This window comes from Arthrobacter sp. 05T444 (assembly GCF_056395905.1).
The window spans coordinates 185,748-199,903 of record NZ_JBFTKK010000003.1 but is presented as its reverse complement, the minus strand read 5'-3'; the positions used below and the strand labels follow the sequence as shown (position 1 = coordinate 199,903).

Here is a 14,156-nt window from a genome sequence, read left to right as displayed (position 1 = left end):
ACCCGTGAAACAGCAGTTCCCCGGCGGCCCTTCAACGCGCGCCGCCCTTTACGGTCTTGGCCTGCTCGCGGCGTTGAAGGCCCTCGCGCTGGTGCTCATGGGCCAGGCAGTGGCCTCCGTCCTGGCCGGCCTCATGGTGCGGGATCCCGCCTGGGCTGACCAGCTGGGCTGGGGACTGGCCGGTGTTGTCCTCCGGGCGGCTGCTGTCTGGGCCCAGGGTGTCGCTTCCCGCCGGGCCGCCCTCGGCGTCAAGGAGGAGCTCCGCTCGCAGCTCCTGGAGAAAGCCCTGCGGAACGGTGTCCGGTCTGCGGGCCCCGCGGACGGCGGCCTGGCCGTGCTGGCGACCCGGGGCCTCGATGCCCTGGACAGCTACTACACCCAGTTCCTTCCTGCTCTGGTGAACTGCGCGGCCATCCCGCTGCTGCTCGGCGCCCGGATCCTTTTTGCCGACTGGGTCAGTGCGGTGGTGATTGTGCTGACGGTGCCGCTCGTGCCGCTGTTCATGGTGCTGATCGGCCGCTACACGGAAGACAGAGTGCGGGACGCGCAGGCGTCGTTGTCCCGGCTGTCCGGGCACATGCTGGAGCTGGCCAAAGGCCTGCCCGTCCTGGTTGGGCTGGGCCGGGCCTCGGCGCAGCGCCGGGCTCTTGAAGACATCTCCGAGGAGTACCGGTCCCGCACCATGGGAACACTCCGGACCGCGTTCCTCTCTGCCCTGGCACTCGAGCTGATCGCGACGATTTCGGTGGCGGTGGTCGCCGTGTTCATCGGCGTGCGGCTGGTACACGGTGAGATGGCACTGGAAGCCGGACTCCTCGCGCTGATCCTGGCTCCTGACTGCTATCTTCCGCTCCGGGAGCTGGGAACGGCCCACCATGCGAGCGACGACGGCCGCGCGGCCCTCGCCGAAACCACGGCGGTGCTTGATTCACCGGAGCAGCAGCGGCTCGAACCCGGGCCTGCCGCGGCTGGGCGACGGCAGCAGCTTATTGACCTGACAGTCAGCAGACTCTCCGTCAGTTACGCCGGCAGGGAGGGTACCGCCGTCGGGCCCGTCAGCTTTTCCGCGCGGGCCGGCAGCGTGACGGCGCTGGACGGCCCCAGCGGCGCGGGCAAGAGCAGCATTCTCGGTGTCCTCGCGGGCATCATCGGCTCGGGAGGCGGCACCGAAGTCAGCGGCACTGTTGACGGCTTCTCCCCGGATGAGGTGGCGTGGGTGCCACAGCACCCGGTCATGGTTGCGGACACGGTGCGGGAGGAGATGCTGCTGTACCTGTCAGCCCGCCCGTTGACGGGCAGTCGCGTGGATGACGGCCACCGGGCCGGCGCAGTCCAGCGGTGCCTCGCCGCAGCCGGTGCGGCACACCTGGCAGGTAAGCATGCCGCCGAACTGAGTCCCGGGGAACTGCGCCGCGTTGCGCTGGCCCGGGGCCTGGCCCGGATCGAAGCGGGGGCCACCGTGCTGCTGCTCGACGAGCCCACCGCGCACCTGGACCGGGCGTCCGCCGACGTGGTCCACGACGCCATCCGGCACCTCCGTGGCCGGGCGACGGTGATCCTCGTAGCCCACGACCGGCAGACGCGCGAGCTGGCGGACCATATCGTTCCGCTTGCCGGCTCTGCAGACATCCCCGGGGACTCCCACACCGCGGCGGCCCGCGCCGGAACTGCCGTCGCCATCGAGGCGCCCGCGCCGGTGCGAGCCGGGACCGGCACGGACACGCCGCCGGCCATCCCTGCCACGGAGCTGACGGCGTCCACGCAGCACCTGCAGACGGTGCCGCCTGTTGCGGCGCCGCCGACGGCCGGTTTGCTGGCCAGGTTGCTCGCGCCGGTGCGCGGCAGGTTCGCCGGAGCCGGAGTCGTGGGAACCCTGGCTTCACTCTTTGCCATTGCCCTCTCCGGGCTGTCCGGCTGGCTGATCCTGAGGGCAAGCGAACAGCCTCCCATCCTGTACCTGCTTTCGGCCATCGTGGGCGTCAGGTTCTTCGGAATCGGCCGGGCCGTCCTGCGCTACTGCGAACGGCTGGTGCTCCATGAAGCGGTCTTTGCGTCACTGACCATGCTGCGCGGCCGGCTGTGGGAGTCCCTCAGCCGGCGGGCCCTGTCACTGCGGCGCCTGCTCCAGGGCGGCAACGTCCTCGGAGTGGTCATTGACGACGTCGACACCGTCCGGGACCTGCTGCCACGGGTGGTCCTTCCGCCCGTTACCGCCGTGGCGGTGGCCGCAGTCGCGGCCGGCACATCGGCCTGGCTGGTGCCGGCTGCCCTGCCTGCGGTCCTGGCCTCGGCGGCCGTCAGCCTTGTCGTGGCGCCCGCGGCTGCGCTGTTTGCCGACCGGATGTCGGCCGGCACAGAACAGCGTCTCCGGTCGGGGGTCCTCCGCCGGGTCGCGGCGGCCCTCGACGCACGGGCGGAACTTCACGCCAACGGTGCGGCAGCGCCGGTGCTCCACGACATCCGCGCCGAGGACCGCGCGGCAACCCGCGCTTCCCAGCGCTCGGCATGGGCCGAGGGGCTCGGCCAGGCCATTACGGTGGCAGCCTGCGGCGCGGGGGCCCTTGCCGGCTCCGTGCTGGCAGCACCACAGGTCCTGGCGGGCGCCGCCGCGGCCCCCACGGTCGCCGTCGTGGTTCTTCTGCAGTTGGCGCTCGTGGAACCTTTTGCCGCCATGACGACGGCGGTACGCCAGTTTCCGGCGCTGCGCGCGGTGCTGCGCCGCGTCAGCGAGTCGGGTGTACTCGGTGCCGGGGGACCGGACACGGACGCACTAGTCCTGCCGGACGCCCGCACGGGCTGCCGTCCGGGCATCGAACTGGCCGGGCTGTCGGCCGCGTGGCCCGGCGGTGCCCCCGTGTTCAGCGACCTGTCCGCAGCGGCGGAACCTGGCCGCTGGCTGGCCGTCACCGGCCCCTCGGGGGCAGGCAAGTCCACGCTGCTGGCGGTCATGCTCGGCTTCCTGCCGGCCCGTGGAGGAAGCATCGCGGTCACGGGGGCCGCGGCATGGTGCCCTCAGGAGGCACACCTCTTCGACTCGACCATCAGGGGCAATCTGTTGCTGGCACGCCCGGAAAAGCAAGTCTCGGCGGCTGACGCCGAACGGGACATGCGCGAGGCGGTCACGGCAGTGGGCCTGGACCCGCTGCTGGGCCGGCTGGACGCCGGCCTCGACACCAGGATCGGACCGGGTGGCGCGTTTCTCAGCGGCGGCGAACGGCAGCGGCTGGCCGTGGCCCGCACCCTGATGACCAAAGCCGAGGTAATCCTGCTGGATGAGCCCACGGCCCACCTCGACGCCGAATCCGGCCGTGCGCTGATGGCTGACCTCCGCGCCGGGCTCCGTTCCCGCACGGTGGTGCTGGTGACACACAACCCCGCCGACATCAGTCCCGGGGACGCACTCCTGGCCCTTCGCCAGAGCGGCAATTCCACCGATGCTGAGGTGATGGCGCCGTCGCTGGCGTCCGGCTAGCCTGTTCCCATGACGCGATCAGACGTAGCCGCCGGCTGCACCGTTGACTTTCCAGGGCTGCGGTGGAGGAGCGCCGGGGCCCGGGACCTTGATGCGTGGGCGGCGCTCATCGCCCGGACGGCGGCAGTCGAGAAACCGGTGTGGTTTGAGCACCGGCCGGACCTCGAGCAGCTCATGGAGTCCCGGAAGAATCCGCCGGAGGACAACACCGTGCTGGGATTTGATCCGGAGGGTGTTCCACGGGCGTACGCGCGCATTACCAAGAACACGTCCAGCGATAAGTCGTACGGCTTCGGCTGCGTGGATCCGCGGTGGCAGCGACGCGGCGTCGGCTCTGCGCTGCTCGGGTGGCTTGAGGCCAGGGCGTGGCAGCGCTTTTTGGAGGACGTCGCCGTGGGCGGCCGCGTCACAGCCAGGCTGCGGATCCACAACGAGCAGCAGCACGAGCACCAGGCGGCGCTCTTCACCGCGCGCGGTTACGAGGTGGTCCGCTACTTCAACGAGATGCACCGGCCGCTGACCCCGCCATTGCCGGAGGCGGTCCTCGGCCCGGACCTTGAGCTCGTGACCATGGATCCCGAACTCAGCGAAGCCGTACGGCTCGCGCACAACGACGCTTTCCGCGACCATTGGGGCAGCGAACCCAAGGACGAAGAATCCTGGGGATATGTCGTCAACGACCCGCAGGCCCGCCCCGACCTCAGCGCCGTGGTGCTGGAACGCAGCACCGGCAAGGTGGCGGGCTACCAGCTGGCCGCCCATGACCAGGAAAGTGCCGTGACGCGCGGGTTCAGCGAGGGTTACACCGATCTGCTCGGCGTGCGCCGGAAATTCCGCGGCCGCGGCATTGCACGCGCGCTGCTGGCGGATGCGATGCGGCGGTTCGCTGCGGCTGGGCTCGACGTGGCGTCACTGGATGTCGACTCCGAAAATCCCACGGGAGCGCTGGCACTGTACCTCAAGATGGGCTACCAGCCGGTCAACAGAAGCCTGGCGTGGGACAAGGTTCTCTAGGCCCGTCATGCGCATATTTCCTCACAGAACTGCCAGGCCGCCGGCAGTTACCGCGCCCGGTGCCGGCTACAAGAGGCCGAGGCGCTGGTTGCGGGTCACCGGCATCGTGGCACTCATCGCCGTGGTGTTGGGACTCGCCTCGACGGCAGCCAACCTGCTTTTTGAGCGGGCAGAGAAATCCAGCATCGCGGCGTATGGCGAAAGAATCCAGATCAGCAGCGGCGCCCTCAACGTGTACCGGAACGGACACACCGGCCAACCGCTCGTTCTCCTCAGCGGCCTCGGGACGGCGGCACCCGCCCTCGACTTCGCACCCCTGATCCGGGAACTTGGCAACTTCGACGTCACCGTGGTGGAGGGATTCGGCTACGGCTACAGCGACATGAGCGCCCAGGAGCGCAGCACCGAGAACATCAGCAAGGAGCTCCACGAGGTGCTCACCAAACTCAACATCAAGCGGCCCTATGTCCTGGCAGGACACTCGATCGCCGGCTTCTACACGCTGGATTACGCGAACCGCTACCCGAAGGAAGTGTCGGCGGTGATCGGAATCGATGCCACCATACCGAAAGCGGAGAGCGGACCCGTCGAGCTGCCGCTGCAGGATGCCAGTTGGGAACGGATCCCCTCTGTCACGGGGCTGGTCCGCATCGTGGGTTCAGTGGCCCCCGGCCTTGTCAACCCCGACGGCGACGCCTACACGGCAGACGAACTGGAGCGGATGCGCCTGATGCAGAGCTGGAACTTCGGGAACCAAGCTGTGGTCGACGAAACGGCCCGAATCGGAAACAACGCTGCCGCCCTCAGGGGCGTCAAGTATCCCGATGGGCTGCCCGTACTTGCCTTCATCTCAGACGAAAAGACACCCGAAACCCAAACCAAACAGCGCGCTGCGGAAAAGCTGCTGAACAACGTGAGGCGCCACGAGATCGTGACGCTCGACGGTGGACACTACCTGCATTGGACCCAGTCCAAGCGCATGGCGGAACTGATCACCACGTTCCTCGCCAAAGATCACTGACCAATACCCGAAGCGCAGGGCCAGCGGGAGGCCCGGCCTAATTCAGGCTAGCCCTCCACATCCGACAGGTGGTGGGTAACGTCGTGCAGGAAATACTGCGCGAGCGTCAGCACCGTGAATTCCGAACCGTTGCTGCGGAGCCCGGTCCTGCCCCATTGGGATTCCCTGACCCGGGCAAAGGAGGCGGCCACCTGTTCGCCCTCGGCCGTCAGCTCGGCACTGACCGCGGCGGGATCTGACCCGGCGTAATCGCTCTCCACGGCCGTCCGGTCCTGGTCCCAGTTTTCAAAGCGGGCGTTGTCATCGGTGAGCATCAGGTTCAGGCGCCGGTCGAAGAGACTGAAAACATCGCGTACGTGGCAGGCATATTCGAGGGTCGACCAGGTGCTGTCATCGGGGCGCTCAGCAGCGCCCGGACGGCGCAGAACAGCGCGCCACCGGGGGAGCATGTTTTCCACGCTGCCAGGCACCGTGGACGGCGTGACCGTCGAGGCGTCGAAGCCGCATTCGCTGCACGGGCGGGAGAGGACCCAGGTCCAGTCTTTTTCATCCGGGATGATAGGCATGGCAGTAGTCTAGGCCCGCCGGCAGCGCGGTCAGCCCGGCTGCTCCGCCTCAGGCCACGTCATGCTGGGCCCGATCGCCTCCACAGCCTGCGAGAGCGGAATGCCGGAACCGTCCCGGCGCCCGTGTTCCTGGGGAAGGGAACGGGCCACCCCGGCCAAGGACGAGGCCTTTGCCGGGCCGTGGCCGGCCCAGGCCAGCAGCAGCGTGTCCTCGCCCTTCAGGAACCGGTGTGCCCGGACCCCGGCGGTGGCCCTGCCCTTGGCCGGGTACTCGGACAACGCCGTGACCTTCGCGGCGCCCGGCGCCGTGCCCGGCAGGGCGCCGTCGGTCCCGGAAATCGTGACGACGACGGCGGCCTCGTCGCCGGGGGCGGCGGAACCAAAGAAAATCACCTGGTCGCCGGACGCAAGCTTGATGCCGGCCATGCCACCGGCGGTCCGCCCCTGGGGGCGGACACTTGCCGCGTTGAACCGCAAAAGCTGGGCCTGGCGCGTCAGGAACACGAGGTCGGCGTCGTCGGAACCCGCGGGCGCCACACCCACCACTGCGTCCTTGTCCTTGAGCGCGATGACCTCCCAGTCTTCCCGGTTCAGCGGGTAGTCAGGCTGCACGCGCTTGATGACCCCCTGCGCGGTCCCGATGGCCAGGACCTCATCCAGCGGCGCAAAAGCGACGAGTGTTTCGCCCTTCAGCAGCGTGATGAAGTCCTTGGCCGGGACGCCGCCGGCGAGGTTCGGCAGGCCGGACATCGGCGGGAGGACGGGCATGTCCATGACCTGGATGCGCAGCATGCGCCCCTGCGACGTGACTGCGGCGATCTCACCCCGGGCCGAGGTCTTGATGACGGAGCGGAACACATCATGCTTGGAGCGCGGCCCGGCTTCCGCGAGGCTGTCCTGGTTGGACGTCCTGGCTATCTGGCCCGATGCCGTAAGGATGGCCCAGCAGGGATCATCCGCTATCTCCAAGGCCAGCGGCGCGGCCTTGCCCTTGACGCCGGGGGCGGCCGCCGCAGCGACGGTGGGGGAGACGGCCTCGGATTCCAGCAATACCGTGCGCCGGGGAGTGCCGTATTTCTCCGCAATTTCCGCGAGTTCCCCGGAAACCAGTTCACGCAGCAGCGCGTCGGAACCAAGAATGGCTTCGAGCTCCTCGATCTCGCGGCGGAGCTGGTCCTGCTCCTTCTCGAGTTCGATCCGGGAGTACTTGGTCAGCTGGCGCAGCCGGAGTTCCAGGATGTAGTTGGCCTGGACCTCGGAGAGGTCGTAGATGGACATCAGGCGCTCCCTCGCCGCTGACGCCTCATCCGAGGACCGGATGATCTGGATGACTTCATCGATGTCCACGATGGCAATCAGGAGGCCCTCCACCAGGTGCAGGCGGTCCTTCTTCTTGCCCAGCCGGAACGCGGTCCGGCGGCGGACCACGTTGAGGCGGTGGTCGACATAGACCGTCAGCAGTTTCAGCAGGCCCAGGGTCTGCGGCTGCCCGTCCACCAAAGTGACGTTATTGATGCCGAAGGAATCTTCCATGGGCGAGTACCGGTAGAGCTGCTGGAGCACCGCGTTTGGGTTGAAACCATTTTTCAGCTCGATCACCAGGCGCAGGCCGTGCTTGCGGTCGGTGAGGTCAATGATGTCGCTGATTCCGGCAAGCTTCTTGCCGTTGACGGCGTCCTTGATCTTCTCGATCACCTTCTCCGGGCCCACCATGTAGGGGAGTTCGGTCACGACGATGCCCGTCCGCCGGGCAGACAGCTGCTCCACCTCCACCTTGGCGCGGGTCTTGAAGGATCCGCGGCCGGTGGCGTACGCGTCCCGGATGCCGTCCAGGCCCACGATCCGGCCGCCCGTGGGGAGATCGGGACCCGGGATGAACCTCATGATGTCTTCCAGGGTGGCGTCCGGGTTGGCGATCAGGTGCCGGGCAGCGGAGATGACCTCCACGAGGTTGTGCGGCGCCATGTTGGTGGCCATGCCCACAGCAATGCCCGTGGCGCCGTTGACCAGCAGGTTGGGGAACGCGGCCGGCAGGACATCCGGCTGGGTGAGCTGGTTGTCATAGTTCGGGACAAAGTCCACCACGTCTTCATCGAGGTGGTCGGTCAGCGTCAGGGCCGCCGCCGCGAGGCGGGCCTCCGTGTAGCGCGGCGCCGCAGGGCCGTCGTCGAGCGACCCGAAGTTGCCGTGTCCGTCGATGAGCGGAAGCCGCAGCGAGAAATCCTGGGCCATCCGGACCATCGCATCGTAGATGGCGGTGTCGCCGTGCGGGTGGAGCTTGCCCATGACCTCGCCCACCACACGGGCGCTCTTGACGTGGCCGCGGTCCGGCCGCAGGCCCATGTCGCTCATCATGTACAGAATGCGCCGCTGGACCGGTTTGAGGCCGTCGCGGGCATCGGGCAGTGCCCGGGAGTAGATGACTGAGTAGGCATACTCCAGGAAGGAGCCTTCCATCTCGGAAGTGACGTCAATGTCTACGATGTTTTCGGTGTAGTCCTGGGCGGTTTCCCCTGACGGGGCTGAAGTCTGGCGGCGGGCCATGGGGCTGGTAAATCCTTTTGGGGTGCACTTCGGGAGTCTTAGCTAGGCTAAGCCTATGGTGGATCAGCCCGGGGACGGCGTATATCCGGAATATTGGGAAGCCGATGTCGTCCTGCGGGACGGCGGGACGGCACACTTGCGGCCCATTCATCCCTCGGATGCTGACGCCGTTCAAGCCTTTCATGCCGGACAGTCGCAGAACTCAATCTACATGCGGTTCTTCGCGTTCAAGGCCCGGCTCTCGAGCAAGGAGCTCAAGCGGTTCACGGAGGTCGACTACCGCAACCGGGTGGCATTCGTGATCACCATCGGCGGGGAAATCATCGGGATCGGCCGCTACGACCGGCTCGACGATCCGGCCGAAGCCGAGGTGGCCTTCAACATCGCCGATGCCCACCAGGGCCGCGGCATCGGCTCCATCCTGCTCGAGCACCTGGCAGCCGCCGCCCGCGAAAACGGAATCCGGAGGTTCGCCGCGGAGGTTCTGCCGGAGAACCGAAAAATGCTGATGGTCTTTTCCGACGCAGGCTATGACGTCAAACGCCATTTTGACGACGGAGTCGTCAGCCTGGAGTTCAACATCGATCCCACCGACAAGTCGCGGGCGGTGATGGAAGCCCGGGAACACCGTGCGGAGGCGAGGAGCGTGCAGGACCTGCTGGCGCCGTCGTCGGTTGCGGTCATCGGGGCCAGCCGCAAGTGGGGCACCGTGGGGTACCAACTGCTGGAACACATCATTGAGGCAGGCTTCACCGGCCCGGTCTATGCCATCAACCCCGAAGCGCTGGAGCTCGCTGGGATGCTGTCCTTCGGCAGCCTCTCGGAGGTACCCGGGCCCGTGCAGCTCGCCATTGTGGCCGTGCCCTACGAGGAAGTCCCCAAAGTGGTGGACGAGTGTGCGGCCGCCGGCGTCAAGGGGATCGTCGTGGCGTCGGCGGGGTTTGCCGAGGACGGCGACCGCGGCCTGGTGCGCCAGCAGGCTTTGGTACGGCAAGCCCGGGCCAACGGCATGCGCGTGATCGGCCCCGCATCGCTGGGCATGGTGAACACGCATCCCGCGGTGTCGTTGAACGCCTCGATGGCCCCCAGCCTGGCCAGGCGCGGCGGCCTTGGCCTCTTCAGCCAGTCCGCCGCGATCGGGGTCGCCGTCTATGCCGCGTCCAGCCGCCGCCGCGTCGGCATTTCCACGTTCCTCTCGGCCGGCAACCGGGCAGATGTCTCCGGCAACGACATGATGCAGTACTGGGAGGACGACGCCGATACCACCGCCGTGGGTCTGTACCTGGAGTCGATCGGCAACCCGCGCAAGTTCTCGCGGCTGGCCCGCCGTCTGGCCCGCATCAAGCCCGTCATCGTTGCCAAGTCCAGCTCCATGGGCCTGCAGCTGCCTCCCGGGCATGCGGTGCGCACCACGCAGGCGCCCGCCGGCGCCGTGGACGCCATGATGCGCCAGGCCGGCGTCATCCGCGTGGAGACCATCGAACAGCTCATGGATGTTGCGCAGATTGTCTCCGCCCAGCCGCTCCCCAAGGGTGCCGGCGTCGCGGTCTTCAGCAACTCCAAGGCGCTGGGAAAGGTGGTGGCGGACAGTGCGGCGGCCCACGGCCTCGGCGTGGAAGAGATCGCGGCCGACCTGGATCTTGACACCGGCATGTCGCGTGCGCTGCCTGCCCTGCAGGGCCGCCTGCGCGAGATCCTGTCGCAGGACGCCGTGCACGCGGCTGTGGTGGCTTTCCTGCCGGCAAGGGGCCTGACAGTGGAGAAGATCGCGGCCGCGCTCGCCGCCTGTTCGGCCGAGGCCGGTAAACCCGTGGTGGCAGCGTTCACCGGCATTCTGGACCCCTCTGTCTATGTGGAGGGCATGGTGGGGGAGGATGCCCGGGCGGAACCGGTCCCGTGCTACTCAAACCCGGGGGCGGCCGTCGCCGCGCTCTCCGCGGTGGTGCGGTACGCCGAGTGGGCGAACCGTGACCAGGGGCTCTTCGCAGACCCGGAGGGCTGTGACCCCGAAGCCGCCCACGCCGACCTGGAACTGATGCTCACGGATGTCAAAGGCGAACAGCTGAAGGAGCTTGCCCCGGCGGACGCTGCGCGCCTGCTGGGGCACTACGGCGTCGAGGTGTTGCCCTCCGCCGGATTCGAAACGGCAGAGGAAGCCGTAGAAGCCGCGGACCGGCTGGGCTGGCCGGTGGCGCTGAAGACCACCGATCCGATGCTGCGGCACCGGCTCGACCTTGGCGGCGTGAGGCTGGACATCCAGGACCCAGAGTCCCTCCGGCTGAACATTCAGCAGATGCGGCGCGCACTCGAGCCTTACGGTTCCTCGTCGCTGGAGGTGCAGACAATGGCGCCGGTGGGCCAGGCCTGCACATTCCGCGCCATCGAGGACCCGCTGCTGGGGCCGGTTGTCTCGTTCGGGCTCGCGGGCGATGCCGTCAACCTGCTGGACGACTGGGCACACCGGGTGCCGCCGCTGTACGGTGCGGATCTCCGGGACTTCATCCGGAGCCCCAGGGCGTCCCGCAAGCTCTTCGGCTACCAGGGGCTTCCGGCCGTCGACGTTGCCGCGCTTGAAGACCTCGCCGCGCGTCTTTCCCGGCTCAAGGACACCCATCCGGAAATTGCCCTTGTGGAGTTCAACCCGGTCCTGGCCACACCGCGGGGCGCCTTCATACTGGGCGCGGACGTCCGGATCGGCAACGCTGCCCAGCGCACGGACAGTGCCCGCCGTGCCATGAGCAGCTGACCCCGGGTTAGCATGTGCCAAGCCGATCTGTGAAAATGGGGAAATGAGCTCCCAGCCTCCCACCTCGAAGCCTCAAGCGCCCGACCACAGCCCCCAGGCTTCCGTTCACCACAGCTCACACAACCACACGGCCCAGGGCCAGAGCCTGGACGGGGCCCTTCAGCAGGCCGGCTTCTACCCGCGACTGGTGGCCGACGTCGTGGATGACGCACTTGACGGACGGGACTGCGTGGCGCACCTTGTGCACCTCGAAACGCATTTCGACCGCGCCGAAGTCCGGCGGCACATCACCGTGCTGGTGCTTACCGACGACATGCTGGTGATCACGCATGTGGACGACCAGCAGCTCGATGACGCGGGCGAACAGATCGTGGCGCAGATTTCCACGGAGTCCGTACCCGTGACGCAGATCCGTTCCGTGGTGCTGAGCTACATGTACGCGCAGCCGCAGAACTACAAGCCCTCGGACCCCGTGCGTGAAGTCACGCTGGCCATCGCCTGGTCCGGCGGCCAGAGGCTCGAGATGGGCCCGGCAAGCTGCGGCGACCCTCAGTGCGAGGCAGACCACGGCTACAGCGGAACCATTGCCCAGGAGGACATCGTCCTGCGCATCAGCGCCGAGGCCGACGGACTCCAGGCGGTCCAGGACGCCAAGCTTTTTGCCCGGGCATTGCGGGCCGTCAACACGGCGTCCGCTGCCCCCGTTCCGCACGGGCTCCCTGCATCGCAGCCGCGCCCCCGGATGGGCGTCTTCTCGAACCGCCTAAGCCGCGGACACCAGCGCTGAAATGGGGCCCGACCACGACCTCCCCACCCCCGCCGCCCCGTTGACACTTTCCGCAGCACCGTCGCTTCCGCCCGCACCCGCCTACGGCCGGCGTTCCGTTGCCGAGGTGCTGGGCAGCGCCGCGGCGAGCCTCGGGGTCGACGGCTTCGAAAACAGGCTCGGCCTGCCACCGGCCAAGCGAATCTGCGTTGTCCTCGCCGACGGGCTGGGCCGCAGCCTCCTGAAACAAAAGTCCGCCCACACACCCTTCCTTCGCGACGTCATGCAGCAGGGCCAGGGGGCGGTGCCGGTGTGGCTGGACTCCGCGTTCCCGTCCACCACGGCGGCCTCCCTCGCGAGCCTTGGCACGGGCCTGGCTCCCGGCCAGCACGGACTCGTGGGATACGACGTCCTTGATCCGTCCCAGGACAAGGTGGTCAACATGCTGGGAAACTGGGACGCCGACGTGGACCCCCATGACTGGCAGCCTTTCCCCACAGTTTTTGAACGCGCCGCGGAGCAGGTCGACGTCACCACCGTCAGCCTTCCCCAATTCGGCGACTCGCCCATGACAAGGGCTGCCCTCCGGGGCGGCACGTTCGTTTCGGCGACCACCTCGCACGCCCGGACCGCTGCCGCGGCCGAGGTGATGGCGGGCTCCGACGCTTCCCTCATGTACTTCTACGTGAACGACCTCGACAAGGCCGGCCATCGCTACGGGTCCCAATCGCCGCAGTGGGAGCACCAGCTCGAGGAGCTGGACGCCACGGTCAAGCGCCTCCACGCGACTCTTCCGGCCGGAACCACTGTGCTGGTCACGGCCGACCACGGCATGCTCGATGTGGCCGAAGCCCAGCGGATCGACTACTCCGCCGACCCGGCGCTCGTGGCCGGTGTCAGGCACACTGCAGGGGAGCCGCGAATGCTCCACCTGTACCTTGAGGACGATGCCTGGAACGGCGACGGCGGTACCACCCGGCAGCGCTTGCTTGACGCCTGGCGCGGCCGGTTCGGTGACCGGATCTGGGCCTTTACCCGGGAAGAGGCGATTGCCGCCGGCCTGTTCGGGCAGGTCAGGCCGGCCGTGGAACGGCGGGTCGGAGACGTCATGATCGCCGCCCGCGATGCGCTGGCTTTCTACGACACACGCCGCGTGCGCCCCACGGCCATGGAAGTGGTGGGGCAGCACGGCTCCCTGACCAAGGCGGAACGCGAAGTGCCGCTGCTATGCTTCCAGGCTGCGGGCAAGGCCCCCGGCCGCAGGGGAGCCCGTGGCTGAGCTCGTCTTCTTCTCGGGAACCATGGACTGCGGAAAGTCCACCCTTGCCCTTCAGATGGACTACAACCACCGTGCCCGCGGACGCGGCGGGGTCCGCTTCAGCTGCAATGACCGCGCCGGCGGCTCCCGGATCTCAAGCCGTCTGGGGCTCGAAACGGACGCCGTGGAGGTCGTGGACACCACGGACTTCTGGGACGAAGTGGTACTCCGCCGGACCCAGGGGATCCGCGTCGACTACCTCATCTGCGACGAAGCACAGTTCTACTCGCCTGGGCAGGTGGAGCAGTTGGCACGTGTCGTGGACGAGATCGATGTTGACGTCTTCGCCTTTGGAATCACCGCGGACTTCCGGACCCGGCTGTTCCCCGGTTCACAGCGGCTTATTGAACTGGCGGACCGCGTGCAGGTCCTCCAGGTGGAGGCCCTCTGCTGGTGCGGGCGGCGTGCCACGCACAATGCCCGGACGGTAGACGGCGTCATGGTCATGAAGGGTGCCCAGGTGGTGGTGGGCGACGTCGAGATGGGCGGCGATATGGCGGTTTCCGGTGCGGAGACCGATTCCACAAGTTCGAGTCAGGTGCCGGTCGTTGGCTACGAGACGCTCTGCCGTCGCCACTTCATGCGCCGCGTCACCGCCCACGGCGCCAACATCATGGCCCAGCAGGACCAGCTGCTTCCGTTCGACGTCGACGCCTGCTTGTGGCAGGGAGCCAGCAGCCGTGCCGGCAGGACGGCTGCCGACGGCTGA

9 protein-coding genes are annotated in these 14,156 nt (G+C 67.9%); 7 read left to right on the top strand and 2 right to left on the bottom strand.

The genetic code is table 11. The features are described 5' to 3' along the window. The first annotated feature begins 4 nt into the window (after positions 1-4). Genes cydD through AC1DD3_RS05105 form a run of 3 tightly spaced genes read left to right on the top strand, consistent with a single transcriptional unit; the run spans position 5 to position 5,507 of the window. The gene (cydD, locus tag AC1DD3_RS05115) at positions 5-3,472 is read left to right on the top strand and encodes a thiol reductant ABC exporter subunit CydD (RefSeq protein WP_476881120.1); all 3,468 of its coding nucleotides are present in this window, start codon (positions 5-7) and stop codon (positions 3,470-3,472) included. A 9-nt stretch (positions 3,473-3,481) separates the two neighbouring features. After that, complete coding sequence (locus AC1DD3_RS05110) at positions 3,482-4,486, top strand: GNAT family N-acetyltransferase (protein ID WP_476881119.1); 1,005 nt, start codon at positions 3,482-3,484, stop codon at positions 4,484-4,486. 7 nt (positions 4,487-4,493) lie between these two features. Beyond that, on the top strand, positions 4,494-5,507 hold the full coding sequence (locus AC1DD3_RS05105) for an alpha/beta fold hydrolase (protein WP_476881118.1): 1,014 nt from the start codon (positions 4,494-4,496) through the stop codon (positions 5,505-5,507). Positions 5,508-5,554: 47 nt separating this feature from the next. Here the strand turns inward: AC1DD3_RS05105 and AC1DD3_RS05100 are convergent, their stop codons facing one another. Together AC1DD3_RS05100 and AC1DD3_RS05095 are read right to left on the bottom strand one after the other, a co-directional pair. Then, positions 5,555-6,073: a DinB family protein gene (locus tag AC1DD3_RS05100; protein WP_230116758.1), complete on the bottom strand. Its 519-nt coding sequence runs from the start codon at positions 6,071-6,073 to the stop codon at positions 5,555-5,557. 30 nt (positions 6,074-6,103) lie between these two features. After that, a complete protein-coding gene (locus tag AC1DD3_RS05095) occupies positions 6,104-8,617 on the bottom strand; it encodes a DNA gyrase/topoisomerase IV subunit A (RefSeq protein WP_230116757.1) in 2,514 nt (837 codons plus the stop codon). Between the two features lie 55 nt (positions 8,618-8,672). Here AC1DD3_RS05095 and AC1DD3_RS05090 point away from each other — a divergent pair, with 55 nt between their 5' ends. Genes AC1DD3_RS05090 through AC1DD3_RS05075 form a run of 4 tightly spaced genes read left to right on the top strand, consistent with a single transcriptional unit; the run spans position 8,673 to position 14,156 of the window. Beyond that, positions 8,673-11,363 (top strand): bifunctional acetate--CoA ligase family protein/GNAT family N-acetyltransferase, encoded by a 2,691-nt coding sequence (locus tag AC1DD3_RS05090; protein WP_230116756.1) that lies wholly within the window; start codon positions 8,673-8,675, stop codon positions 11,361-11,363. Between the two features lie 43 nt (positions 11,364-11,406). Further along, entirely contained in the window at positions 11,407-12,150 is a 744-nt protein-coding gene (locus tag AC1DD3_RS05085; RefSeq protein ID WP_230116755.1) for a DUF5998 family protein, read from the top strand. A 1-nt stretch (position 12,151) separates the two neighbouring features. Further along, the gene (locus AC1DD3_RS05080) at positions 12,152-13,408 is read left to right on the top strand and encodes an alkaline phosphatase family protein (protein ID WP_230116754.1); all 1,257 of its coding nucleotides are present in this window, start codon (positions 12,152-12,154) and stop codon (positions 13,406-13,408) included. Then, positions 13,401-14,156, top strand: coding sequence for a thymidine kinase (locus AC1DD3_RS05075; protein ID WP_476881117.1), 756 nt, complete (start codon positions 13,401-13,403; stop codon positions 14,154-14,156). The genes AC1DD3_RS05080 and AC1DD3_RS05075 overlap by 8 nt, the downstream gene beginning before the upstream one ends.

Coding starts and splice junctions, on each gene's coding strand:
- AC1DD3_RS05085 (WP_230116755.1), top strand. CDS start 11,407: ATGAGCTCCCAGCCTCCCACCTCGAAGCCTCAAGCGCCCGACCACAGC.
- AC1DD3_RS05110 (WP_476881119.1), top strand. CDS start 3,482: ATGACGCGATCAGACGTAGCCGCCGGCTGCACCGTTGACTTTCCAGGG.
- AC1DD3_RS05090 (WP_230116756.1), top strand. CDS start 8,673: ATGGTGGATCAGCCCGGGGACGGCGTATATCCGGAATATTGGGAAGCC.
- AC1DD3_RS05100 (WP_230116758.1), bottom strand. CDS start 6,073: ATGCCTATCATCCCGGATGAAAAAGACTGGACCTGGGTCCTCTCCCGC.
- AC1DD3_RS05105 (WP_476881118.1), top strand. CDS start 4,494: ATGCGCATATTTCCTCACAGAACTGCCAGGCCGCCGGCAGTTACCGCG.
- AC1DD3_RS05080 (WP_230116754.1), top strand. CDS start 12,152: ATGGGGCCCGACCACGACCTCCCCACCCCCGCCGCCCCGTTGACACTT.
- AC1DD3_RS05095 (WP_230116757.1), bottom strand. CDS start 8,617: ATGGCCCGCCGCCAGACTTCAGCCCCGTCAGGGGAAACCGCCCAGGAC.